The organism is Azospirillum brasilense, from assembly GCF_005222205.1.
Taxonomy (GTDB): domain Bacteria; phylum Pseudomonadota; class Alphaproteobacteria; order Azospirillales; family Azospirillaceae; genus Azospirillum; species Azospirillum brasilense_G.
Map to the genome: position 1 here is coordinate 149,185 of NZ_CP032346.1, position 22,953 is coordinate 172,137.

Consider the following 22,953-nt stretch of genomic DNA (forward strand, 5'->3'; position numbering starts at 1 on the left):
CGGTTTCAAGTGGGGCCGGCGGGAGGCCCAATGATTGCAGATTCGCTGACGGTGGCGCTGCTTGCGCTGTTCGCCGGTCTCCTGGCCGGATTTCTCGCCGGTTTGCTGGCGGCGCGGCGCATGGGGGCAAGGCCCTCCGCGAAGGACCCGGCTCACACCGCCGTGGCGACGGAGGAACGGCTGCGCGCCATTCTGGACACCGCCCCCATTGGTGTTCTCATCAACACGCGCGACGGCGAGAACCTCTATCACAGCCCCAGCGCCGCCACCTGTTTCAAAGTCAGCGGCGAGCAGTTGCAGCGCGACGGCATGTGGCCGCTCTATCATGACCCGCGGGATCGCCGGACCGCCATCGATCGCCTTTACGCCGATGGCCTCTTCGATGGTCAGGAGGTGTTGCTGCGCCGCGGCGACGGCGAAACCTGCATGGGGTCGCTCAGTTCGACCGTCATCGACTTCGAAGGGCAACGCTGCCACATCAGCTGGTTCTATGATCTGACCGAGCAGAAGAAGGCCGACGCGGTTCGTCGCGACTTGGCCGACCGCTTGGAAATGGCCCTGGACGCCACCGGGGCGGCGGTGTGGGACACCGACATCCCGCGGGGCACCTGTTGGTGGTCCGACAGCTTTCCACGCATGCTGGGCTACGCCGAGCCACCGGCGATGCCCGCCGACTTCTGGGACGTTCGCCTTCATCCCGACGACCGGCAGCGCGTGCTGACGACCATCGATGCCCATCTGCGGGGCGAGACCGAGGCCTATGCCTACGATTACCGTCTGCGCCGCGCCGATGGCGGCTGGATGTGGATCGCCGCGCAGGGGCGGGCGATTCGCGACGCCTCCGGCCGGGCGGTGCGCTACGTCGGCATCATGACCGACATCACCGAGCGCCGCCGCCAGGAGGAGGAGGTCCGCGCCGGCAAGGAGCGGCTGCTGCGGATCCTGGAGGCCAGTCCCATCGCCGTGAACATCACGCGCCGCGACGGCCTGCTGGTGTTCTGCAACACGCAGTCGGAGATCATCCTGGGACGGTCGCGCGACGACCTGCTGCCGATGCCCGCCGAGCGGCTTTACGCCGATCCCGCCGACCGTCGCGCCCTGATCGACCGCTTCGAACGGGAGGGTCCCTTCCGCGACGCCGAGGTGCGCTTCCGCAAGCCGGATGGAACGATCGTCTGGGTGCTGTCGAGCTGGGGCGAGATCGAGATGGACGGGGAGCCGGCGCTGCTGACCTGGCTCTACGACATCAACGACCGCAAGGCGGCGGAGGCCGCCATGGCGGCGGCCCGCGACGAGGCGGAGCACGCCTTGGCCGAGCTGCGCGCCGCCCAGGAAAGCCTGATCCAGGCGGAAGCCATGGCCTCCCTGGGGCAGCTGGTGGCCGGGGTGGCGCACGAGATCAACACGCCCATCGGCATCGGCCTCACCGCGGCCAGCCACATCGCCGAACAGGCCCGCGACCTGCACACCCGTTTCGATTCGGGCACACTGAAGAAAACCACCCTGGCCGAATATCTGGATTCGGTCACGGAGGCGGCCCGCCTGTTGGTGTCGAACATGAACCGGGCGGCGGCGCTGGTGCAGAGCTTCAAGCGGGTGGCGGTGGACCAGACCTCCGGCGAACGGCGGACCTTCGATCTGCGCACCTACGTCGACGAGGTGCTGTTCTCGTTGCGGCCCCGCCTGAAGCGCACGCTGGTGGCGGTCGAGGTGGACTGTCCGGACGGGCTGGAGATGGACAGCTTTCCCGGCGCGCTGAGCCAGGTGCTGACCAACCTCGTGATCAACGCGCTGATCCACGCCTATGGCGAGGACCAGCGGGGAACCATCCGCATCACGGCCCATGCCGATGGCGACGATCACGTCGTCATCGACTTTTCCGACGACGGGTCCGGCATTCCCGACGATCATCTGCCGAAGGTCTTCGAGCCCTTCTTCACGACCAAGCGGGGCGAGGGCGGTTCGGGTCTGGGGCTGCACATCGTGCACAGCACGGTCACGGGGGTGCTGGGCGGTACGGTGGCGGTGCGGTCGGTGGCCGGGCAGGGCACGGGCTTCACCCTGCGATTGCCGCGCCGCATCGCGCGCGAGACGGCCCCGGCGGCCGCTCCGTCGTCCGAACCGGGACCGGTGGTGACGGTCTAACGGAAGCCCTGTGGCCGCAGGGCTACGTCAGACGTGAAGGTCCCGGAATTGCAGATGCTTGGGACGGCGGCCGCGCCGCTTGGGCGGGGCGAAGGCGGCCGTGGCGCCGCTTTCGCCCCGCACTTCGGCTTTCAGCTCCTGAACGCAGCGCAGCAGCAGCTCCTTTTCCCGCATGTCCTCGCGGTCGGTGACCTCAAGACAGCTCAGCTTGATCTCCACCAGATCGATCAGCGTTTCGGCGCAGCGGCGTGACAGGCTCATGGCGTCCCCCCCGACCAAAGATTGCTATCGCGTTCCGGTGGTAAGCTACCTCTGATTTTCTAAAAAGTACATAAAATTTTATACAGATTTCGATCTTTCTCGGTGCGATCACATTTTTGGAGAGTAAGCGTTGACAGGCCCCATCCGGATCGTTAGAACGCACCCACGCCAGCGGCGCCACAGAGCGCCGCCCCGGCAGGAGGGGTGGCCGAGAGGCTGAAGGCGGCGGTTTGCTAAACCGTTATAGGGGCTCAAACCCCTATCGTGGGTTCGAATCCCATCCCCTCCGCCATTTTCTTTCAGATCAGTGAGTTAGCAGCCTGATCCGGCGGTTTCCTTGGGCAGCGACCCAGGACAAACCGTTGCCGGTGTGCCGGTTTTTGTGCCGACCGCAGCATCTCCCGAAACCGCGACGACACGTTGAGATACCGCGCACCCTTTCCGTGCCGGAACAGCGCGTCGGAACCCAGGAAGTGGGGCAGGGCGGTCAACCTGCCTCCAAGTCAGGCCGGCGGCCTCCCGCCGACAGCACGTCCCAATGCTCGGAGAGTTTGCCGTTCTCCACCCGGAAGAGATCGACCACGATCTGCGGCGTGTCGGCCCAGCCGTGGATACGGCCGTGAATGCCGACGAAATCGCCTTCGGTGACGGTCAGGCCTGGCTCGTAATAGACATCGGACGACAAACCGGCGACGAGCGACTTCAGCGCATCGCGGCCCTGCGGGATGATTGCATTGTGCTGGACATGGTCCGGTGCATAGAGCCGCTCGACCGTCGAGGGGGCGCGACGTTGGAGCAGCGTGGTCATCGCCTTGACCACCAGCGCCTTGTTGCGCTCGCGACGCGCGTCGGAGATGCGGTCGGCGGGGCGGGGAACCTCGATCGGGCCAGCCGTGCGAAGAAATTCTCCGTCGGGCCGTGTGACGAATGAGTGGACGCCGCCGCGATCCTCGTTCTGGACGTTTTTAACCGTGGCCCCGCTTGCTTCTTTCCAGCTCACGGCAAAGACGCAATCGCCGAGAGGAACGACTTCAATGGCCGCGGCCTCGCTGCGCGCGAACGGGCCTTCCTTAATCGCGAATGCGACGCGGTTTTCGGCGAACTCTGGAACCGTTCGGCGGGATGTGGGCTAGCCCTTGGTGGACAGGCGCCGCTCCTGAAACGCAACGCCCCAGTCCCGCATAGCCATCAATACGGGCGCGAGCGTCTGCCCGAACGGAGTGAGCGAATATTCGACGCGCGGAGGGACCTCGGCGAAGACTTCGCGGGCGACGATCCCGTCGGCCTCGAGTTCGCGGAGCTGCATCGTGAGAGACCTCTGGCTCGGGTCTCCGACCAAGCGGCGCAGCTCGCCGAAACGGCGCGGACCGTCGAGGAGGCGGTAGATGATCATCGGCTTCCACTTGCCCCCGGTGACGTCGACGGTGGTTTCGACGGGGCATTTCCGGCCAACTGTCATTGATCGCTCCGATGGTGTACTTTCTATCCCTATAGGCAAAATGGTTGCCTACTTGCAAGTTCGCCTGTGTCGCGCCTAGCTGGAAGCCGCAAATTCGAAAGGTGAATCATCATGCGGGCCGCCTTCTACGACCGACAGGGAACTGCGACGGAGGTGCTGACCATCGGCAACCTGCCCGATCCAACGCCGGGAGCCGGGGAGGTCCGGGTGAGGGTGGTCGCCTCCGGCATCAATCCTTCCGACATCAAGACGAGGACCGGTTTCGGAGGCAAGGCCATGCCGTTCCCACGGATCGTCCCGCATCAGGACGGAGCGGGCGTCATCGACGATGTCGGCCCCGGCGTGCCTGCGGAACGCATCGGCGAACGGGTCTGGATCTACATGGCGCAGACGGGGAGGGCGTTCGGTACCGCGGCCGAATTCGTCGTCGTGCCTTCCGTGCAGGCCGTCAGGCTTGCCGACAATGTGTCCTTCGCGATCGGTGCGTCCCTCGGCGTCCCGGCGATGACCGCCCACCGGTGCCTGTTCGCGGACGGCGACCTGCGCGGCAGGCGGGTTCTCGTCCAGGGAGGAGCGGGCGCCGTGGGCAACGCGGCGATCCTTCTTGCGAAATGGGCGGGGGCGTGGGTGGCGGCGACGGTGGGCCGCGACGAACAGGCGGATGTCGCACGAGCGGCCGGTGCCGATCTCGTCGTCAACAGGCATGAGGAAGACGTTTCCCAGGCGGTGAGATCTGCGACCGACGGCCACGGCGTCGACCGCATCGTCGACGTCGACATCTCCGCCAACATCGACGTGGCGATCGGCTGTCTCGCGCGCGACGGCGTCATCTCGGCCTATTCGACGAAATCGCCGCAGGCTTCTCTCACGATCCCGTTCTTCCCGGTTCTGCTGGGCGGCTTCTCGTTCCGTTTCGTCTACGTCTACACCATGCCGGAGGCCGCGATGCGGCAGGCGGCCGAGGAGATTTCCGCCTGCGCCGCGTCCGGGGCATACGCTCCGCGGATCGCCAAGACATTTGACCTCGACGCGGTGGCCGAAGCGCACGCGTTCCAGGATAGCGGCAAGGCGGTCGGAAAAATCCTGGTCCGAGTGCAGAACTCGTGACGCGCGCGGTTCAAGCGCCGCTCCATGTGCCGCTCCGTGTACGGCCTCGTCGTTGTCGCGCTCGGCGATGACCCGTTGATGAGCCATGACGTTTGCAACTCCTCTGCGTCCGCGATGACGCGCAGGGCAGAACTCAGACGTCGGACCCTGTTTTGCCGCGGCGGCGCGTGCCGGAGGCGTGCGTCACACAGCAATCCGGAGAAGCATGAAACCACCGCTGGCCATGGATGTTGACGAAGAGGAGGCCGCCTCAGGCCCTGTCCGTTCGTTGGAACGGCAGAGGATGTGCATGGCTTCTGAGCGTCAGAAACTTACCTGAGAGAGGCTGGGACGTCATAATGGATGAGAGAACTCCCCCCACTCGGACGGCCACGCAGGCCCGCCAAGGCAGCATCAAGCACGTCGGCCGGTATGTTCTTGGGATAAGCCTACCGCTCGCAATCATTGCGATGATTGTTGTCTACATGCTCGTCTTCTAATCCGGGCGTCCCGTCGCTTGCATATTCCTGTTCTGTTGGAGAGAAGCTGTGAGCATTCAGTGCCGTTGCCTCCTCATCCGCGAAGGAGAGGCACCCATCTGGAGCGATAAGGCGTTCCGCTTGCCACCGAACCGGGGTGACAGCGTTCAGTTCGAAGAAAATGGAACGCCATTCACCTTCCAGGTCACGGAGATCCTGCACACGCTGTCTCTGGACGGCGTGGATTTCGCGTTGATTCTCAGTGAGGTGCCAGGCTCACGGGGCAAGCCATTCCGGGTGCTGTTCGAAGATCAAGCCCGCAAGACCGGAAGACACGACCGGGCATGACCGCATCGCCATCAGCTCCGGCGCTTGCGTGCACCCTTCCACCCAGCTGATATTGTTAGAAGGTTGCTGGTCTGAACCCATCCCACGCGATGATTCTATGTGTCGGTCTGTGCGGCGAAGAGGCAAAGCTGTGAGGATTGGTGGCGTTTCAACGCCGCCAAGGGCTCGACGGTCTCCCGCTCAAGGCGATGTGGACTGGGTTCGCGAACATCCGGCAGGGGGCTTTGCTTGCGAGTTTCAGCGTTCAGGCAGCCGGCCTGTTCGGGTGTGCAGATGAAGGCCCTGCATGCTGGCCCTGTACGGACCACCCCCAGCCCTACTTTCGGGTTCGTGCCGCCATCCACCGGAGGGCGGCGCTGGCGGGATACGCCAGGGCGAAGCTGAGTGTTGTCCAGACGATCTGCGCAGTCGAGGGCGATGCCCCCGGCTTGACCCGGATATCGGCCTCAAGCAGTCCGACGGCGCTGAACAGCAAGTATGCGCAGGCGCAAAACCAGAAAAGCGACATGATGCCTCCAAGCGCTGGCACCATGTCGCCGTATGGTTAACAAAGCATCAAGACGCGCATCGTGTCGTCAATCGGCAACGACCACAGACTCCCGCCGCTGCGTGCCCATGCGCCCACCAAGCGCCGCCGCTGCGGCGCCGAGCAGCAGGGCGACGGTCCCCCAGATCCCGGCCGAGGACAGCGTGTTGCTCGTCGCCTCGGCCGCCTGCGTCGCCGTCTGCGTCGCTTGCTGCTTGGCTTGGCCGAATTGCTGCTCAACCTGTTGAAGCCGCTGGCGCGCCTGATCCTCGGGAATCCCGGCCTGCTGCGCGATCAACGAAACCGCCTGCTGCCGCGCTTGGTCGGCCTCCGGTCCGCCGCGGGCCATTGTGGTCAAGGCATTGACCAGCTGGGTGCGGGCATCGGCGCCGCTGCGCTGCTGGTCGGCAGGGCGCAGCAGATCTTCGGCCCGGTTGCGCAGGTCCTCGGCGGACACCCCCGACGCTTCCGCCACCTTGGGCGCGACCTGCTGGACGGTTTGGGTCACACCGGACGTCACGTTACCCAAGGCGCTCAACGCCCCGCCCATGACGTTGCCGACCGTGGTGGTCACCAGATAGGCGCTGATCAGCAGGGCGAAGGCCCAGGTGAGCAGGCCGTGGATGAGGCCATCACCGCGCACGACCACGCCGGCCAGCCGAGCCGCCACATAGCCGCCGACACCAAGCGCGACCATATAGCTGACCGTCCACCAGAGGCCCGCGCCGATGCCGAAGGAACTCGCCTGCGGCAAGCCCTCCCGTCCGGCGGACGGGTCGATGGTCGTCATGCCGATGCCCAGCCCCAGCATGCTCAACAGCAGTTGGATCGCCAGGGCGAGGACGACGCCCGCGAAGACCGCCGCCCACGACACGCGGCGATGGACGCCGGGGCGCACCTCCACCCCGACATCGGCCGCGGCCGTCGGGTGAGGGGTCGCGTGCGGCGTCGGGTACACGCCTTCCTTGATCACCATGTTCGTGCTCCTCAGTCTTCGATGGGGATGGTGTCGGCTTGGCGTTCCCAATGGGATCGGCGTCAAAAGCTGGCTGGCGCAGCGCAAAAGCCGGACACGATCAAGCCGCTCAACCTCATGCCCGGGCGATGGTTCCTTGCGGACATTGCGCGATGCCCTTCCGGCCGGTCCCAGCGTCGGTTCCGCCCGTCCGAGCCAGACCGGATCGGATCGGTTCCTACCCCAACGGGGGCGCCAGCTGTGGGGCGATGGGACCTGTTGAGAGCGGAGGTGGGATGAGCCAGCTTGGAGGCCTCGTGGGATCATGGGGCTGCCGACCCGCCTTTGGAGGGCGCCCACACCGGCCCCTCACTTCCACAGCCGTTTGCCCTTCACCGCGCCGCCGGCGCTGGCGCCGACGCGGTAGGACACCACCGCCGGTGCCGCGGCTCTTAGCGGGCTTGACGTCAGCGCGGCGTTCGGGTCGATCCCTTCGGCCGGTAGGGCCAGCACCCGGTGCAGCACGGCCCCGAACATCACCTGGACGATGGCCGAGACGATCGGCGCGCCCCAGGAGATGCAATTGCCGGCCCTCGCCGGCTCGACCGCCCGGACGCCGGGGGGCGGCCCGGGTCTCGTTGTCGAGCTGCGGCAGCGCCACGACCTGAGCGCCCCGCCGGCGGTACAGCTCGACCAGCTTGGCCGGATCGTCCTGCGCCACGGCGACGTCCGGGAAAGGAACCACATGACCGCTGGGCCGGCACCGTCCAGGTGACGGCACCCTTCCTGAGTTTTTCGGTCGAGGGCGCCTACTCCGCCACGGCGTCGCCCGGCTCGTTTCCCCCGCTCCATTCCCGGATGAGGCCGTACGCCACGGCGAGCAGCGTCGGCCCGAGGAAAATGCCGATCAGGCCGAATGCGATGAGACCGCCGACGATGCCCAGGAAAATGATGATGAAGGGAAGATCGCTGCTTCGACCGATGAGGATCGGGCGCAGGATGTTGTCGAGGCTGCCGACCAGCAGGCCGACCCAGGCCACCAGAAAGATCGCCATGGCGGTGCGGCCCTGGCTGGCCAGCCAGATCGCGGCGGGCAACCAGATCAGCGCCGGTCCCATCGGCACCAGCGTCAGGAAGAAGGTGATGAAGCCGAGGAGCAGGGCGCCGGGAAGCCCCGCGATCCAGTAACCCACGGTGGCGGCGACAGCTTGCACCAGCGCGGTGCCGAGCACGCCATGGACGACCCCGTTGATCGTTTCGGCGGCGACGTCGAGGGACTGCCGCGCACGGGCGCCGGCGATCCGCCCCACGATGCTGTGCAGCCGGCGCACGGCGGTGCGGCCGTCCCGATAGAGGAAGAAGGCGATCAGGACGCTCAGCGCGATCAGCGACGTTCCCGAGAGAAGATGCTCGCCGCTTGCCAGCACCCAGTCGCGGATCTGGCCGAAATGGGGTTGGAGCGTCGTGCGCAGATTGGCTTCGCCGCTCAGCAGCACGCTCCACACCTCCTGCAGCCGCTCCCCGAGGATCGGGAGGCCGGCCAGCCAGCCCGGCAGGGGTGGAAGGCCCCGGTCCATGGCCGCGTGAGCCGTTTCGAAGACCCGGATGATGTTCTCCGACAGCTTTATTCCAAGCGCGACCAGGGGCCCGACGAGAATTGCCATGATCGCCAGCGTCATGATCGCCGCCGCCAGCGTCGTGCGGCCGCCGAGAGCGCGCTCGATGCGCCGATGCAGCGGCCAGGTGCTGAAGGTCAGGATGACGGCCCAGAGGATCGCCGCGATGAAGGGGCGCAGCACGACGAAGCAGCCGATCACCAGGATCAGCATCATCGACAGGACGAGCGCCTTGCGGACATAGCTCATCTCGTGCCGCTCCGGGGACTCCGGGGCGTCGGCGCGCGGCATGAACCGGTCGTGAATGAAGTCCGCCACGGTTTCCGTTCCCTTCAGCTTGTGTTCCCGTGAGGGCGCGGGTGGTCACACGCCGCTCGTCACCCCCTTGGTCGGCGCCGGGCCCGGCGGGTGCATGGCCTCGTCGTAGCGGGGCTTGGCGCGTTCCTCCGCCGCCGGTTCGCGGATCCGGAACCAGGCGACGTAGAGCGCCGGCAGGAAGATCAGCGTCAGCAGGGTCGCCACGATCAGGCCGCCGATGATCGCGTAGGCCATGGGGCCCCAGAAGACCTCCGGCGCGATGGGGATCATGCCCAGGCTGGCCGCCGCCGCCGTCAGCAGGATCGGCCGCACGCGGTGCATGGTGGCGTTGATGACGGCGTCCCAGGGATGCTCCCCGGCCTCCAGATGCTCGTCGATCTGCGCGATCATGATGACCGAGTTGCGGACGATCATGCCGATCAGCGCGACCACGCCCAGAATGGCGACGAAGCCAAGCGGCGTGCCGGTCGGCAGCAGCGCCGCGACGACGCCGATCAGGCCGAGCGGCGCCACGCTGATGACCAGGAACAGCTTCTGGAAGCTTTGCAGCTGGATCATCAGGATGGGCAGCATGACGAAGATCATGATCGGGAAGACGGCGGTGATCGAGGCCATGCCCTTGGCGCTGTTCTCCACCGTGCCGCCCGCTTCGATGGAGTAGCCGGGCGGCAGGCTGCGCCGCAGCTCGTCCACCGCTGGGGCCAGCTGCTGCACCACCGTCGCGGCCTGCAGCGGGGGAACCAGATCGGCCTGGACGGTGATGGTCGGCAGGCGCGTCCGCCGCCAGACCACCGGCTGCTCCAGGTCGTAGCGCATGGTCGCGACCTCGCCCAGCGGCACGGTGCGGCCGTCCGGAATGGCGATCTGGAGGTTGCGCAGCGTCTCGATGGAGCTGCGCTCCGCGTTGGTCGCCTGGGCCACCACGTCGATCAGGTAGATGTCGTCGCGCACCTGCGTGAAGGCGGCCCCCGACACCGTGGCGTTCAGCGCCTGGTTGAGCGACTTGGAGCTGATCCCCAGCAGGCGGGCCTTGTCCTGGTCGACATCGACCCGCACCACCTTCGACGGCTCGTTCCAGTCGTAGTTGACCAGCAGAGTGTAGGGGTTGGTGCCGATGGTGTCGGCCATCCGGGCGGCGATGGCCCGCACCTCGCCCACGTCGGGTCCGGAAACGCGGTACTGGATCGGCCAGCCGACCGGCGGCCCCATCTCCAGCGGGCTGACCCGCGTGTTCAGGTCGGAGAAATCCTCGTTCAGCACCTTCTCCAGCCGGGCGCGGACCGCCTCGCGGACCTTGTAGCCCTTGGTCACCACCACGGCCTGGGCGAAGTAGTCGTTGGCCAGCTGCACGTCGAGCGGCAGGTAGAAGCGCACCGCACCCTGGCCGACGTAGAAGCTCCACTTCTCGACGTCGGGGTCGGCCGCCAGCACCTTCTCGAAGCGGTCCACCACCTCCTCGGTCGCCCGGATCGAGGCCGTCTGCGGCAGGGTCAGATTGACCAGCAGCTCCGGGCGGTCGGAAGCGGGGAAGAACTGCTGTTGGACGAAGCGCAGGCCGAAGACCGACAGGCCGAACAGCAGCAGCGTGGCGACGATCACCAGATAGCGCGCCCGCATGGCCAGACGCAGGCTGCCCCGGAACATCCGCATCAGGCGCCCCGGCTCGCTGCCATGCTTCGCCTTCATGGTCTTGGGCAGCACGTTCACCCCGATGAGGGGCGCGAACAGGACCGCCACGATCCAGGAGAACAGCAGCGCCATCGCCACCACGGCGAACAGCGTGAAGCAGTATTCCGCCGCACCGCCCTGGGCGAAGCCGATGGGGATGAAGCCGGCCACGGTGATCAGCGTGCCGGTCAGCATGGGAAAGGCCGTGGAGGTGTAGGCGAAGGTCGCCGCCTTATCGAGGCTGAAGCCCTCCTCCAGCTTGGTGATCATCATCTCCACGGTGATCATCGCGTCGTCCACCAGCAGGCCGAGCGCGATGATCAGCGCGCCCAGCGAGATGCGCTGGAGCGTGATGCCGTAGAACTCCATGCCGATGAAGGTCATGCCCAGCACCAGCGGGATGGAGGTCGCCACCACCAGCCCGGCGCGCAGCCCCAGGCTGACGAAGCTGACCACCAGGACGATGACGACGGCTTCCTTCAGCGCCTTGGTGAAGCCGGCGACCGATTCCTCCACCACCACCGACTGGTTGGCGACGAGGTGGACGCCGATGCCCACCGGCAGGTTCGCCTCGACCTGCCGCATCCGCTCGCGGATGCCCTCGCCGAAGGTCAGAACGTTGCCGCCGGCCGCCATGGAGATGATCATCCCGATGGCCGGCTGTCCGTTGTAGCGGAACAGCGGCGACGGCGGGTCGGCGTAGCCGCGCCGGATGTCCGCCAGATCGGCCAGCCGGTAGAACTTGTCGTTGGCGCGCAGGCTGATGGCGCGCAGGCTGTCTTCCGACGTGAAGGCGCCGCTGACCCGGACCGAGATCTTCTCGTCGCCCGCCTGCACCACGCCGGCCGGAGCCACGGCGTTCTGCGCCTGAAGCTCGGCGATGACCTCCTCGCGGTCGATCCCCATCGCGGCCAGCTTGCGGGTCGAGAAGTCGAGGTAGATCCGCTCGTTCTGGACGCCGACGAACTGGATCTTGCCGACGTCCGGCACGCGCATCAGATCGGCCCTTGCGGTCTCCGCATAGTCCTTCAGCTCGCGGTAGCTGAAGCCGTCGGCGGTGAAGGCGTAGACGGTGCCGAAGGTGTCGCCGAACTCGTCGTTGAAGGCCGGCCCCTGCACGCCCTGCGGCAGGGTGGACTTCATGTCGGCGATCTTCTTGCGCACCTGATACCACAGGTCGGGCACCGCCTCGGCCGGCGTGTAGTCCTTCAGGTTGACGTAGACGACCGAGATGCCGGGCTTGGTGTAGCTCTTGACGTAGTCGAGATAGGGGATCTCCTCCAGCTTCTTCTCGATCGGGTCGGTCACCAGCTTCATGGTGTCCTCGATGGTCGCGCCGGGCCAGTTGGCCTGGACCACCATGGTCTTGATCGTGAAGGCCGGGTCCTCCTCGCGGCCGAGGCGCATGTAGGCCATGCCGCCCGCCACCGTCAGCGAGATGATCAGGTACCAGACGAAGGAGCGGTGGCGCAGGGCCCACTCGGAGAGATTGAAGCCGGTCATGGTGCCGCCGCCGTTTCGATTTTCTGGTTGAACCGGACCCGCTGGCCTTCGCTCAGGCTGTGCACGCCGGCGGTGACCACGACGTCGCCGCGGGTCAGGCCTTCGGTGACGATGACCGGGCCATCACCATCCCTGGGCCGGATCACGACCGGCTGGCGCCGGACGGCCTGGGCCTTCGGATCGACGAGCCAGACGAAGCTCCGCCCGCCCTCCTCGAACAGCGCCGTTCCCGGCAGCTCGACCACCGGGGCGGGCGGCTGCTTCAGGCGTCCGATGACGGTCGCGCCGAGGCGCAGGGCGTCGGGCGGGTTGTCCAGCGCGATCCGGACGGTGTGGGTCCGGGTGACGGGATCGGCCTGGGGCGAGATCTCGCGGACGCGGCCGACCGCCACGATGTCCGGTGCGCCGGCCAGCGAGACGTCGATCACCGGGTCCTTCGGCGCCGCCCGGATGCCGGTTTCGGCGACGTTGAAGACGGCTTCGCGCTCCTCCGGCTGGGCGACGCGCACCACCATCTGCCCGGCTTCGACCACCTGTCCGGGCTCGGCCCCGATGGTCGTCACCACGCCGTCGCGGTCCGCCCGCAGCTCCGTGTAGCCGACCCGGTCGCGGGCCGATTGCAGCGCCGCCTGTGTGGCGACGACCTTGGCGTCGGCGGTGCGCATCGCCAGCAGCGCCGCGTCGTACTGCGCCTGGGGGGCGTTGCCGTTGGCCAGCAGTTCCCGCTTGCGGGACTCCTCGTTGCGCGCCTGCACCTGATCGGCCTTGGCGGAGGCGAGGTTCGCCTCGGCGGTGCGCAGCGCGTTGCGCTGGTCCTGGTCGTCCAGCCGCCCCAGCACGTCGCCGGCCTTGACCAGACTGCCCACATCGACCTTGCGCTCGATCAGCTTTCCGGCGATGCGGAAGCCAAGATCGGCGTCCGCCCGCGCCTCGATGGTTCCGGTGGCGGAACCGCCCATCCGGAAGGTCACCGGCTCCACGGTGATGGTCCGCACCGGGCGGATCACCGGCGCCGCGTCGGCGTGATGGCCGCCCTGCGGCTGACAGGCCGTCAGCGTGGGGGCCAGCGCCAGCAGCGCGGCGAGAAGCGGCTTCGCGGGCGGCCGCCACATGGTTGAGGGCCACCTGGTTGGGGGCCGCGTGGTTGGTCGCGCGATGCGGGTCATGCGCCGCTCCCCTGCTTGATGGTGACCTTCTGGTCCGGCCGCAGCTTCTGGACGCCGCCGACCACCACCAGATCGCCATCGACGAGGCCGCTGGAGACGGTGACCGTGCCGGTGTCGTATTGCAGGACGGAGACGGGGCGCAGGCTCACCGTGTCGGCCGGCCGCGCCACGACCCACACCGCCGGCTCCCCGTTCCCCGTCTGGAAGAGGGCCGAGGACGGCAGATTGACCACCGGCCGCGCCGGCAGCTTGGCCCGCCCGACGACCGAGGAGCCCAGCAGGAAGGCGTCGGGGGCGTTGGGCAGGGAGACCTTCACGGTGTAGGTCCGGGTCACCGGATCGACCCCCGGAGACACCTCGCGGATCGTGCCCTCGGTGACGGTCTTGGCATCGTTGACGAGCCGCACCTCGACCGGCGGCAGGCCCTCCCGCCCTTCCAGCCGGATGCTGGCGCCCGGCACCTGGAAGACCGCCTCCCGCTCGTTCGGGTCGGCCAGCCGCAGCACCGTCTGGCCGACGGCGACCACCTGGCCGGGCTCCGCCGCCTTCGCCGTGATGACCCCGTCGCGGTCGGCCCGCAGTTCGGTGTAGGACAGCGTGTCCCGGGCCGAGCCCAGCTGCGCCTCGGCGGAGTTCAGCTCGGCCTGCGCCTGCTGGAAGCGCTTCTGGGCGTTGTCGTACTGGACCCGGGTGGTGAAGCCGTTGGCGAGCAGGGAGCGTTGCCGCTCCTCCTGCGTCCGGCTCTGCTCGACGGCGGCCTGCGCCGCCGCCACGTCGGATTCGGCGGACCGCACCGCGTTGGTCTGGTCCTGGTTGTCCAGCCGCGCCAGCAGTTGGCCGGACGTGACCGCCTGTCCGACCTCCACCAGCCGCTCGACCACCTTGCCGCTGACGCGGAAGCCGAGGTTGCTCTCGTGGCGGGCCTGGATTTCACCGGTCAGCGCGGCGGTGCGGTCGAACTGGCTGACCTGCACCGGCAACGCGCGGATCAGCGTCGCCTCGGCCGGCGGCGGCGCCGGCTGCTCGCAACCGGGAAGCAGAAGGCCGGCGACGATCGCCGCTCTGGATGACCAAGACGATGACCAGGACATGGCGCCTCTCTCCTTCTCGGGACCGCTCATGGCGCCCTCACCCCTTCACCGGCTGCTCGAGCCGCTGCCGGTGCGCGTAGAGCGCCGCCACGGCGCAGGAGGCCATGCGCGTCATGACGCTGTCGGCCCGGCTGGTCAGCACGATCGGCACCCGCGCCCCCAGCACGATGCCGGCGGCATCGGCGTTCGCCAGGAAGGTCAGATTTTTGGCGAGCATGTTGCCCGCCTCCAGATCCGGCACGACGAGGATGTCGGCCTGCCCGGCGACCGGAGACGCGATGCCCTTGATCCTCGCCGCATCCGGGCTGATGGCGTTGTCGAGCGCCAGCGGCCCGTCCAGCAGGCCGCCGGTGATCTGCCCCCGGTCGGCCATCTTGCACAGCGCGCCGGCCTCCACGGTGGAGGGGATCTTCGGGTTGACGGTCTCGACCGCCGACAGGATCGCCACCTTCGGCTGGGGATTCCCCAGCGCCCGCGCCAGATCGATGGCGTTCTGGATGATGTCGCGCTTGTCCTCCAGGGTCGGCGCGATGTTCACCGCGGCGTCGGTGATGAACAGCGGCTTGGCGTAGGTCGGCACGTCCATGATGAAGACGTGGCTGATGCGCCGCTCCGTCCGCAGCCCGCTGTCCTTCCTGGCCACCTCGCGCAGCAGTTCGTCGGTGTGCAGGCTTCCCTTCATGAGAAGCTGGGCACGCCCCTGGCGCACCAGCTCCACGGCCGTGGCGGCGGCGGCGTGGCTGTGCGGCACGTCCACGATCTCGTACGGGGCGATGTCGAGGCCGGACTCGCCCGCCACGGCGCGGATGCGCGCGGCCGGACCGATCAGGATCGGGGTGATGAAGCCCTGACGGGCCGCGTCGACGGCGCCGCCCAGGGACGAGGCGTCGCAGGGGTGCGCCACCGCCGTGGAGACGGCGGGGATTTCGCGGCACGCGGCGACCAGCCGTTCGTACTTTTCATGCCGATGGGCGGACGGTGGCGGGCTGCCGGCCATGACGCGCCCTCCTCACCAGCGCAGATACAGCCCGACGTCCCCCGGCATCCCGCCGGGATAGTCCAGGATCTGCGCCCGCAGCTTGTAGCCCTTGGCCCTCAGGTTCTTGTCGAAGACCTCGTAGGCTTCGCGGGCGTAGCCGGTCAGGGAGTTCGGCCAATCCGGCTCGAAATTGTTGATCGCCCGGCCGCCGTCGGTGCAGTAGCTGCTCGGGAAGCGCGCCACCTGGATCTCCTTCACGCCGCGCGAGGCGGCGTCGCGCACCGCGCGCGTGAACCGCTCCTTGGCGTCGGGGCGGACGTGCTGGTTCATGAAGGCCTCGCGGACGGTGTCCTGTTCCTTCATGTGCTTCTTTTCCCGCTCCAGCGCTTCCTGGAGCAGCGCCATCTCGTGCTCCTCGGTGAGCTTCCGGAGTTCGTCGGGCGAGATCAGGTCGTCGCCGATGTCGGGGACGGCCGCGGCCGCCCTGGTCTGGTCCATGTTGCTCATGACGCGTTTCCCTTGTTGCTTGTCAGCCTCTTGTCTCGGCGCCGGGTTCACTTGGCCTTCGCGGTGCCCATCGCCCTGGACGGCGCGTCCGCCCGGCTGATGTCGGAGGCGGCCTCGGCCAGCGACGCTCCGCCGGCTCCGGGCAGCACGCGCAGGGGCGGCTCGCGCTCGGCCTCGATGCGCTCCTCCTTGTTGTGGAGCAGGGCATCCACCTGCCGCAGCCGGGCGCGCTGGTCTGGGGTCAGCGGCCCGGAGGCCTCCAGGACGCGCTCCGCCAGCGCCATCACCTCCTTGCGCTCCTTCTCGCCGTGCAGGAGCTTCGGCAGCGCGCTCATCGCCGTGTCTTCGTCCATCAGCATCAGGAAAACCTGTTCGCGGAAGACCGCGCGGACGGCGTCCACGGACAGCTGCTGGGTGCCGGGATGCTCCTCGCGGATTTTCCGCAGCATCTGGAAGGCGCGCTCGTCGAGGGCGCCTTCGCCGCGCCGCGCGTGGATCAGGACGCGGAACAGCGCCTCCCGCATCCCACCCTCCTCCACGCGGCCCATGATCTCGGCCATCCGCTTCTCGACCAGGGCTTCGAACGCCTCGTCGCGGACGTGCGGCGGCCGCGCGTCCTCGCCCGGCGCGGCCAGCCCGACCAGAGCCTGAAGGAGCGGTGCGTTGTAGAGGCCCATGAACAGGCGTTCGACGGTGCCGTCCCGCGCGTCCCGCCAGCGGTCGAGCCCCTGCACGATCTCGTCCGAGATGCGGTTCTGCGCGCTCAGATACGGGTTGTCCGGGCTCACCGGGCGGCGGTGCTCGCGCACCCAGTCGGCCATGGGACCGACCGGCGCCATGAAGGGGTTGAGGTGCGAAAACAGGTAATACTGGCTGCGCGCCGGGTTCATCATCCGCAGCCATTCGGCGAAGGGCTCGTTGACGGCCGCCTGGATGGTGGGCCGGGCGAAGGTGGCGTACAGCCCCTTGTTGATGTCCGAGATGCGGGCCACGGCGGCGAAGCGCCGGTCGTCCTCCGGTGTGTTGCCGCCAAGCCCGCGGATGTCGTCGAGCGTGCGCGGCTCGAACCGCGTGACGTAATCGCCCGCGACCAGATCGGCGCCGGGAACGTTGGGGTCCTTCGGCTGAAGGATCATCTCGTAGAGACCGGGCGGCAGCAGGTCGATGAAGTCGATGTTCTCGACGAACTCCGACGTTTCCTTGCGGGCGACGCGGCCGGACACGAAGATGCCCAGGTGTCCGATGTCGTGATGGAGGTTGTAGACGATGGTCTGCTCGTGGGCCCGGATGTCCTCGACGTCGCTGTAGAGATCGAGGATCCAGCCCAGCGCCTGTTGCGGCGGCGTGATGTTGTCGCCGAAGGACGCGAAGACCAGGATGGGCGAGCGGATGTTCCGCAAATCCAGCCGGCGCCCGTTCCGGACGATGCCGCCGCTGGTCATCTTGTTGCCGACGAACAGCTCATCGGTGATCGCCTCGATCTCCTCCCCGTTCATCAGGAAGAAGCCGCTCCACCACTTTTCGAACTCGAGGTAACGGTCCGCTTCCGTGTCGATATGGGCGTACAGGTTGTACGCCTTCTTCCAATAGGTGTTGGCCGGGTCCAGCTTCTCGAAGTTGCCGACGAGATGCGCACCGTCGAAGCGGCCGTTGCCGAGATCGCTGGCGAGAGCGGCGAGCCAGGAGCCGCCATAAAGCCCACCGAGGTAGCGCATCGGGTTCCGCCCCTTCACGCCGGCCCAGTAGGACAGCGGGGAGCCCGCGATGATGATCGGCCCCATCAGGTCGGGCCGGACCGCGCTCAGCGCCATCACCGCCCAGCCCGCCTGGCAATTGCCGATCACGCACGGCTTGCCGCCCGCGCCGTCGTGCAGTTTCCCGACATGCTCGATGAAGAAGGCCTCGGCCTCACCCACGTCGGCCAGGGTCTGGCCCGGCTCCGGTTCGGGATGGAAACCGATGAAATAGCAGGGGTGGCCGGCGCGCAGGGCGGTGCCGATCTGGCTGTCCGGTTTGAAGCCGCCGATCCCGGGCCCGTGACCGGCGCGCGGATCGACGATCACGAACGGGCGCTTGGCCGGGTCCGTGCCGACGGCGGGGTCCGGCAGGATGCGAAGCAGCATGTAATTGCAGGGCCGCTTCAACTTCCGCCCCTCCATCACGACCTCGTACGGGAAGGTCAGGACGGGCGGCTTTCCTTTGTCGGCGTGGTCCATGAACTGGTCGCCGCGGCGCCGCAGGACGTCCAGGAACAGGACCCAGCGCTGCATGGCGTCGACGCCATAGTCGAAAGCGTCCTGGAACGGGTTGGGAATGTTGAACGGGTTGGGAAAGGCCGGCGTTGGCCAACCGTCCGCGTCATTCCCGGCCGCCGTCTCTCCGACCGACTTTGCCCCGGCGGGTTTTGTTCGGGCCGGCTTTGTCCCTGCCGCTTTTGCTGCGGCACCGTTTTCTGCGGGTTCGGCGAAGGGGCCAAGAAAGGGAAATGCCGAGGTCCAAGCTGAAAACCAGGTTGCCAGAGGCGGTTGTTCCGTCAGGGGAGGCACCTGCCGATTTTTCATCACATGTCCTCTTTGGCTGTACGCTCCTGTGCCGGCTGTGTGTTCGCCGTGCCGACCGGCTTCTGTGCATCCGCGAATGCAGTGCGGCATTGGCGCTGCGGATACCGAGGCGCCGCGGATACCGACCCAGGATGAGAACGTAAGGGGCCAAGGCGCCGGCATTGACGCACGGAATACTGCGACGCACGGAATACTGCACCGCATCATCCGCCGCGTTGAAGCATGCAACTGTTGGCACTGTTACCGTATCAGGCCACGCTGTCTTGATCGCTCATCCCCGAAACAGCGCGACGGCACCGTCTTCCGGCGGGGACTCCGGCTTCGGGTTTTTCCCATGAATGAGATGCACATTTCGGAAAACCCAAACCAAATGCTCTTTGTCTAATATAGGTTAAAATTTTCGCACATTTTTTTTTGATTGATAAAGCAACGCGCCTCGAGTTGCCGTAAATACTGTCCGATTATCGACCCATGGACAGAAAACAGCCTTCATCCCATGACCGATACGGTGGGCGTTACCGTAGCATGACTGCGCTTTGGCTTGGAGGAATGCTACCTTCCAAAGCACAGTGTCTTGCGGGTTAAATTGTTCTCCCGACCTGTGCACCTCGCCCAGCCGATCGGCTGTCCGTCGATTTCGCATCGGGCCGGCCGGTTCGTCGGGAAGGCGTCTCCTGTCCCTGAAAAAACCGCCTCTGAAAAGCCGCCCACAAAAAGCGCTGGGAGCAAACCATGAAACACCGAACCAAGGTCGCTCTGGCCGTTGCCCTGACGGCGACGGTGATCACCGCCGCGAACGCGCAGATGGGGCCGAGCCCCACGGAAACGAATTTTCAGGTCCGGACCACGGGCGACCTTGTGCGGTTGTGCGAAGCCACGCCGAACGACCCGACCGGCATCGCGGCGCTCCATTTCTGCCATGGCTTCGCCGTCGGCGCCTATCAGTACCATCAGGTCGTGGCGGCCGCCGAAGGCAAGCGCCAGCTGGTGTGCGCGCCGACGCCACCGCCGTCGCGCAACGACGCCGTTTCCGCCTTCGTCGCCTGGGCAAAGCAGAATCCCAAGCTGATGGACACGCCGCCGGTGGATGGGCTGTTCCGCTTCCTGTCCCAGCGCTACCCCTGCCGCGCCTGATCCCGCCGGCATCCGCTTCCTCCGCCGCGGTCCACGGCCTTCGATCAAAGGCCAACCAGGATGGGCCGACCGGGATGGGCCAACCAGGATGGGCCAACCAGGATGGGAAAGACCATGAAACCCTCACAGTTCCTCCGCGTCGCCGTCGTCGCGCTTCCCCTTGCGGCGTGCTCCGACATGTCCCCGACCCAGCAGCGCGCGCTCACCGGCACGACCGGTGGCGCTGCCGGCGGGGCGCTGATCGGCGCCATCGCCGGCAACGCCGGCATGGGTGCCGCCATCGGCGCGGGCGCCGGTTTGGCCGGCGGTCTGCTCTACGACTATCACAAGCGGACCGAGGCCTCCGCCTACCAGCGCGGCGTCCAGCAGGGGTCCACGCAGCGAAGCGGCACCCAGTGACCCGCGTTGATCGTGCGCTGACGGGGACGTTTTCGCCATGCCGCTGATTCCATTGGACGGCGAGCGCGCCCTCGTCACGGGCATCGCCAACGACCGGGCGAAGGACGATCGCGGAGCCCGGCCAGCCGTTGTCATTCTGCGGTGCGGCTGGCATTCTGATCGCGATGATACCGCTCCTGGCGCATGAACCACGATCCTGCGAGCAGACCGTTGCCGCTGCGTCGGTCGTTCGCGACGTTCTCGGCGGCGCTGCCTTGGCCGCGTATCTCTATGGTTCGGCGGTCGCGGGTGGCCTGCGCCTGAACAGCGATCTCGACATCCTCGTCGTCACCGATCGATCGTTGTCGGACGACGAGCGCGTCGCGATCATCCGTCAGCTCTTGCCGATCTCGGGACGCACCGCCGTCGGCGGGCCGGGCCGCCCTATCGAACTCACCATCCTCGCCCGCCCGGCCCTGATCCCATGGCGCCACCCAGGCAGTCTTGAGCTTCAGTACGGCGAATGGATGCGTGCCGAGTTCGAGCGGGGCGACATGCCCGAATGGCCATGCCGGGATCCCGATGTCGCCGTCCTGATCGAGACGGCCCGTCGCGGAGCCCTGCCGCTCTTTGGCCCGCCCGTCGCCGCAGTCCTCGATCCGGTGCCGCGAGCGGATCTTGTCCGAGCCATGGTGGACATGGTGCCGATCCTGATTCCGGGTATCGAAGAGGGGGACGACAGACGGAACGGGCTGCTGACCCTGGCGCGGATTTGGACGACGCTCGCGACCGGCGAGATCCTCCCGAAGGATGGGGCCGCCGATTGGGCACTCGCGCGTCTGCCCGAGGAGCATCGGCGCGTTCTGGAGCACGCCCGAGCGGCCTATCTCGGTGAGGAGCCGGAGGATTGGAGCGATCTCGCGCCGCGGGTGCGCGCGCATGTCGACCACGTCATCGCACGCATTCGGCCCCTGATGGCCGGGACATCGCGGATTGACGGATCGACAGGCTGACACGCCCGCGCCATGACCTCGCCCGGAACGGTCAGTATCCGGGAGGCGGGGTGACGGTGACGTAGGTGACGCTTCCGTTCACATAGCTGCGGTTGTACCAGGTTCCGCCGCAGCCGTAGTAGCTGACGCCGCCGTACGGCACGACGGTGGGGGTGCAGGGAAGCACCGTCACGTAGTTGGGACCCGCCGTGGCGGCACCGGCGATGTAGCCGGCGGTCGCCCCCACCGCAGCACCCGCAAGGGCCCACCCCCAATCGTCGTCATCGTCGTCATAGTGATGACCGTCCCAGTCGTTGGCGATGTTCTGCGCCGCGTAGGCCCGCGATTCGGTGCGTTCGGTCTGGCCTTGCTGGCGGGCTTCCGTGCGCTCGGTCTGGCCCTGCTGCCGCTGTCCCTGCCGTTCGGTCCGCTCCTGCTGGGCGGAACTGCGCGTGTCGGCCCGGGCTTCCGTGCGCGTCTGCTGCGTCTCGGCGCGCTGCGCGGAACGCTCCGTGGCGCCGGACTGCCGGGACGCCGTCTGCGCAGAGGCCGCCCGCTGGCTCGACCGCTGGGTGGCGCCGGCCTGACGGGCTCCCACCCCCGCCGTCGATCGTCCCGCCGAGGAACGTTGGGCGGAAAAGCCGCCCCCCGCCGCCGGACCGGACCGGGAGAACCCTCCGCCGCCGCCTCCTCGGCCGCCGCCGCCGCGACCACCGCCGCGGGCGTAGGCCTCCGCGACCGATCCGGCCACCACAAGCAGGGATGCGGCGATGGAAAAAGCGATCCGTGACGATCTGTTCATTTCGGCGCTCCTTCCGCGCTGCCGGCTGCGGTCCGGCGGACACGGATCATGACCGGGATGCGCTCCGCACCCTCCGGAGGATGAAAGGCGAGCTGCGCCGGCTGGACGTCCGGGTTGAGGTTCCAATCGGAGAAGTCGGCCCGGTATTGCGGCTCGCCCTCGTCACCCTTGTAGGTGATGGTCACGCGCTGCGGCAGAGGCGGGCCTTCGGCGGCGATCCAGATCTGGAAGTCGACGTCCTCGGTCCGCCCCGCCAGATGATCGGTTGGCACCGCCGTGAGCGTGTCCCGCTCCACATAGTCGAGCGTTTGAAGGCGTTGCTCCAGCTCATCGGGCAGCGTGCTGACCAGCAGCAGCGCCAGCGGCAGCCGCACCCGGAGATCCTGGACCAGATAGCGCACGGTGTCATCGATGGTGCCGGCCCGCTCGATCTGCGCATAGACGTTCTCGTCCACATTGAGCACGGAGATCGCCTTGCCGTCGAACATCACCAGCGACCGCTTGCCGTCGCTTTCCTGCGCTTCGACCCGAAGCCCGTCGGGACGGTTCAGGATGACGGCGCGTCGCTCCCCGAACGTGATCTTCTCCCCCGTGTCCTGAACCACGTCGTAGCTGGCCCGGATGGTCACGGTGAAGCGCTGGGCCTGGGCGAGCGTGTCGGCCATGCGCGTCAGGACGGTCATCGCCTCGTCGTCGATCGGCGGGTCTTCCGGCTCGCCCTGCTCGACCGCTTGCGGCGGGCCGTCGGACGGCGGCGCCTCGGCCCCGAAGGCCGGCCCGGCCAGGGCGAAGGCGCAGAGCAGCGGGCACAGCGCCGACCTTATCAGCCACCTGGGTCCGTTCATCGACACCCCTCCTGCCCCGGCCTCTTGCCCCGGGCTCGCCCCGGATGCCGCACCGGCGGCATCGGTGAAAGGCCTGGGATCATTGAGCATCATCGGATGGGGCCATTGAAAGTAGCAGCCACGGTCGATTCAGG

21 protein-coding genes, 1 tRNA gene and 1 pseudogene are annotated in these 22,953 nt (G+C 67.5%); 8 read left to right on the plus strand and 15 right to left on the minus strand.

The window, feature by feature from the left end:
- The first annotated feature begins 30 nt into the window (after nucleotides 1-30).
- A complete protein-coding gene (locus tag D3869_RS14740; protein ID WP_137140771.1) occupies nucleotides 31-2,145 on the plus strand; it encodes a PAS domain S-box protein in 2,115 nt (704 codons plus the stop codon).
- Nucleotides 2,146-2,172: 27 nt separating this feature from the next.
- On the opposite strand, the gene D3869_RS14745 is transcribed toward D3869_RS14740, so the two are convergent.
- Nucleotides 2,173-2,406, minus strand: a complete 234-nt coding sequence (locus tag D3869_RS14745) for a hypothetical protein (protein WP_137140772.1) — start codon at nucleotides 2,404-2,406, stop codon at nucleotides 2,173-2,175.
- A gap of 198 nt (nucleotides 2,407-2,604) precedes the next feature.
- Here D3869_RS14745 and D3869_RS14750 point away from each other — a divergent pair.
- Nucleotides 2,605-2,698: transfer RNA gene (locus D3869_RS14750), tRNA-Ser, on the plus strand.
- Between the two features lie 195 nt (nucleotides 2,699-2,893).
- Here D3869_RS14750 and D3869_RS34750 read toward each other — a convergent pair.
- The 3 genes and pseudogenes from D3869_RS34750 to D3869_RS14765 all read right to left on the minus strand — a co-directional run bounded on the left by D3869_RS34750 (nucleotide 2,894) and on the right by D3869_RS14765 (nucleotide 3,865).
- A complete protein-coding gene (locus D3869_RS34750) occupies nucleotides 2,894-3,214 on the minus strand; it encodes a nuclear transport factor 2 family protein (protein ID WP_432613428.1) in 321 nt (106 codons plus the stop codon).
- An 84-nt stretch (nucleotides 3,215-3,298) separates the two neighbouring features.
- Nucleotides 3,299-3,490: pseudogene (locus D3869_RS34755) on the minus strand (MoaF-related domain-containing protein); the annotation flags it as partial.
- 45 nt (nucleotides 3,491-3,535) lie between these two features.
- Nucleotides 3,536-3,865: a winged helix-turn-helix transcriptional regulator gene (locus tag D3869_RS14765; protein WP_137140775.1), complete on the minus strand. Its 330-nt coding sequence runs from the start codon at nucleotides 3,863-3,865 to the stop codon at nucleotides 3,536-3,538.
- A gap of 111 nt (nucleotides 3,866-3,976) precedes the next feature.
- Between D3869_RS14765 and D3869_RS14770 the strand changes: the two genes are divergently transcribed.
- Both D3869_RS14770 and D3869_RS14775 read left to right on the plus strand, forming a co-directional pair.
- Complete coding sequence (locus D3869_RS14770) at nucleotides 3,977-4,972, plus strand: NADPH:quinone reductase (protein ID WP_137140776.1); 996 nt, start codon at nucleotides 3,977-3,979, stop codon at nucleotides 4,970-4,972.
- Nucleotides 4,973-5,499: 527 nt separating this feature from the next.
- Nucleotides 5,500-5,778 carry a hypothetical protein gene (locus D3869_RS14775; RefSeq protein ID WP_247895855.1) on the plus strand — a complete coding sequence of 93 codons (279 nt, stop codon included), beginning with the start codon at nucleotides 5,500-5,502 and terminating at the stop codon, nucleotides 5,776-5,778.
- 575 nt (nucleotides 5,779-6,353) lie between these two features.
- Here the strand turns inward: D3869_RS14775 and D3869_RS14780 are convergent.
- Together D3869_RS14780 and D3869_RS33090 are read right to left on the minus strand one after the other, a co-directional pair.
- A complete protein-coding gene (locus tag D3869_RS14780) occupies nucleotides 6,354-7,280 on the minus strand; it encodes a hypothetical protein (RefSeq protein WP_137140777.1) in 927 nt (308 codons plus the stop codon).
- 348 nt (nucleotides 7,281-7,628) lie between these two features.
- The gene (locus D3869_RS33090; RefSeq protein ID WP_175426500.1) at nucleotides 7,629-7,799 is read right to left on the minus strand and encodes a hypothetical protein; all 171 of its coding nucleotides are present in this window, start codon (nucleotides 7,797-7,799) and stop codon (nucleotides 7,629-7,631) included.
- Nucleotides 7,800-7,806: 7 nt separating this feature from the next.
- Here D3869_RS33090 and D3869_RS14785 point away from each other — a divergent pair, with 7 nt between their 5' ends.
- Nucleotides 7,807-8,034 (plus strand): hypothetical protein, encoded by a 228-nt coding sequence (locus D3869_RS14785; RefSeq protein ID WP_137140778.1) that lies wholly within the window; start codon nucleotides 7,807-7,809, stop codon nucleotides 8,032-8,034.
- Nucleotides 8,035-8,068: 34 nt separating this feature from the next.
- Here the strand turns inward: D3869_RS14785 and D3869_RS14790 are convergent, their stop codons facing one another.
- From D3869_RS14790 to D3869_RS14820, 7 genes are read right to left on the minus strand one after another with little or no spacing between them, the layout of a single operon-like run.
- On the minus strand, nucleotides 8,069-9,193 hold the full coding sequence (locus D3869_RS14790) for an AI-2E family transporter (RefSeq protein WP_247895856.1): 1,125 nt from the start codon (nucleotides 9,191-9,193) through the stop codon (nucleotides 8,069-8,071).
- A 45-nt stretch (nucleotides 9,194-9,238) separates the two neighbouring features.
- Nucleotides 9,239-12,364 (minus strand): efflux RND transporter permease subunit, encoded by a 3,126-nt coding sequence (locus tag D3869_RS14795; RefSeq protein ID WP_137140779.1) that lies wholly within the window; start codon nucleotides 12,362-12,364, stop codon nucleotides 9,239-9,241.
- A complete protein-coding gene (locus tag D3869_RS14800) occupies nucleotides 12,361-13,476 on the minus strand; it encodes an efflux RND transporter periplasmic adaptor subunit (RefSeq protein ID WP_137140780.1) in 1,116 nt (371 codons plus the stop codon). Before D3869_RS14800 ends, D3869_RS14795 begins: the two co-directional genes overlap by 4 nt.
- Nucleotides 13,477-13,526: 50 nt before the next feature.
- Nucleotides 13,527-14,621, minus strand: coding sequence for an efflux RND transporter periplasmic adaptor subunit (locus tag D3869_RS14805; RefSeq protein WP_175426501.1), 1,095 nt, complete (start codon nucleotides 14,619-14,621; stop codon nucleotides 13,527-13,529).
- 37 nt (nucleotides 14,622-14,658) lie between these two features.
- Nucleotides 14,659-15,618, minus strand: a complete 960-nt coding sequence (locus D3869_RS14810; RefSeq protein ID WP_137140782.1) for a bifunctional enoyl-CoA hydratase/phosphate acetyltransferase — start codon at nucleotides 15,616-15,618, stop codon at nucleotides 14,659-14,661.
- A gap of 12 nt (nucleotides 15,619-15,630) precedes the next feature.
- Nucleotides 15,631-16,107, minus strand: coding sequence for a hypothetical protein (locus D3869_RS14815; RefSeq protein WP_137140783.1), 477 nt, complete (start codon nucleotides 16,105-16,107; stop codon nucleotides 15,631-15,633).
- 47 nt (nucleotides 16,108-16,154) lie between these two features.
- Nucleotides 16,155-18,377, minus strand: a complete 2,223-nt coding sequence (locus D3869_RS14820) for a DUF3141 domain-containing protein (RefSeq protein ID WP_247895857.1) — start codon at nucleotides 18,375-18,377, stop codon at nucleotides 16,155-16,157.
- Between the two features lie 1,023 nt (nucleotides 18,378-19,400).
- Between D3869_RS14820 and D3869_RS14825 the strand changes: the two genes are divergently transcribed.
- The 3 genes from D3869_RS14825 (at nucleotide 19,401) to D3869_RS14835 (ending at nucleotide 21,193) form a co-directional block, all read left to right on the plus strand.
- Nucleotides 19,401-19,802, plus strand: a complete 402-nt coding sequence (locus tag D3869_RS14825) for a Rap1a/Tai family immunity protein (protein ID WP_137140784.1) — start codon at nucleotides 19,401-19,403, stop codon at nucleotides 19,800-19,802.
- Between the two features lie 114 nt (nucleotides 19,803-19,916).
- Nucleotides 19,917-20,201 (plus strand): glycine zipper family protein, encoded by a 285-nt coding sequence (locus tag D3869_RS14830; protein WP_137140785.1) that lies wholly within the window; start codon nucleotides 19,917-19,919, stop codon nucleotides 20,199-20,201.
- A 164-nt stretch (nucleotides 20,202-20,365) separates the two neighbouring features.
- Nucleotides 20,366-21,193: an aminoglycoside adenylyltransferase family protein gene (locus tag D3869_RS14835; RefSeq protein ID WP_137140786.1), complete on the plus strand. Its 828-nt coding sequence runs from the start codon at nucleotides 20,366-20,368 to the stop codon at nucleotides 21,191-21,193.
- 31 nt (nucleotides 21,194-21,224) lie between these two features.
- Here the strand turns inward: D3869_RS14835 and D3869_RS14840 are convergent, their stop codons facing one another.
- A complete protein-coding gene (locus D3869_RS14840) occupies nucleotides 21,225-21,974 on the minus strand; it encodes a hypothetical protein (RefSeq protein ID WP_137140787.1) in 750 nt (249 codons plus the stop codon).
- On the minus strand, nucleotides 21,971-22,819 hold the full coding sequence (locus D3869_RS14845) for a DUF2092 domain-containing protein (protein WP_137140788.1): 849 nt from the start codon (nucleotides 22,817-22,819) through the stop codon (nucleotides 21,971-21,973). Before D3869_RS14845 ends, D3869_RS14840 begins: the two co-directional genes overlap by 4 nt.
- Nucleotides 22,820-22,953: the final 134 nt, after the last annotated feature.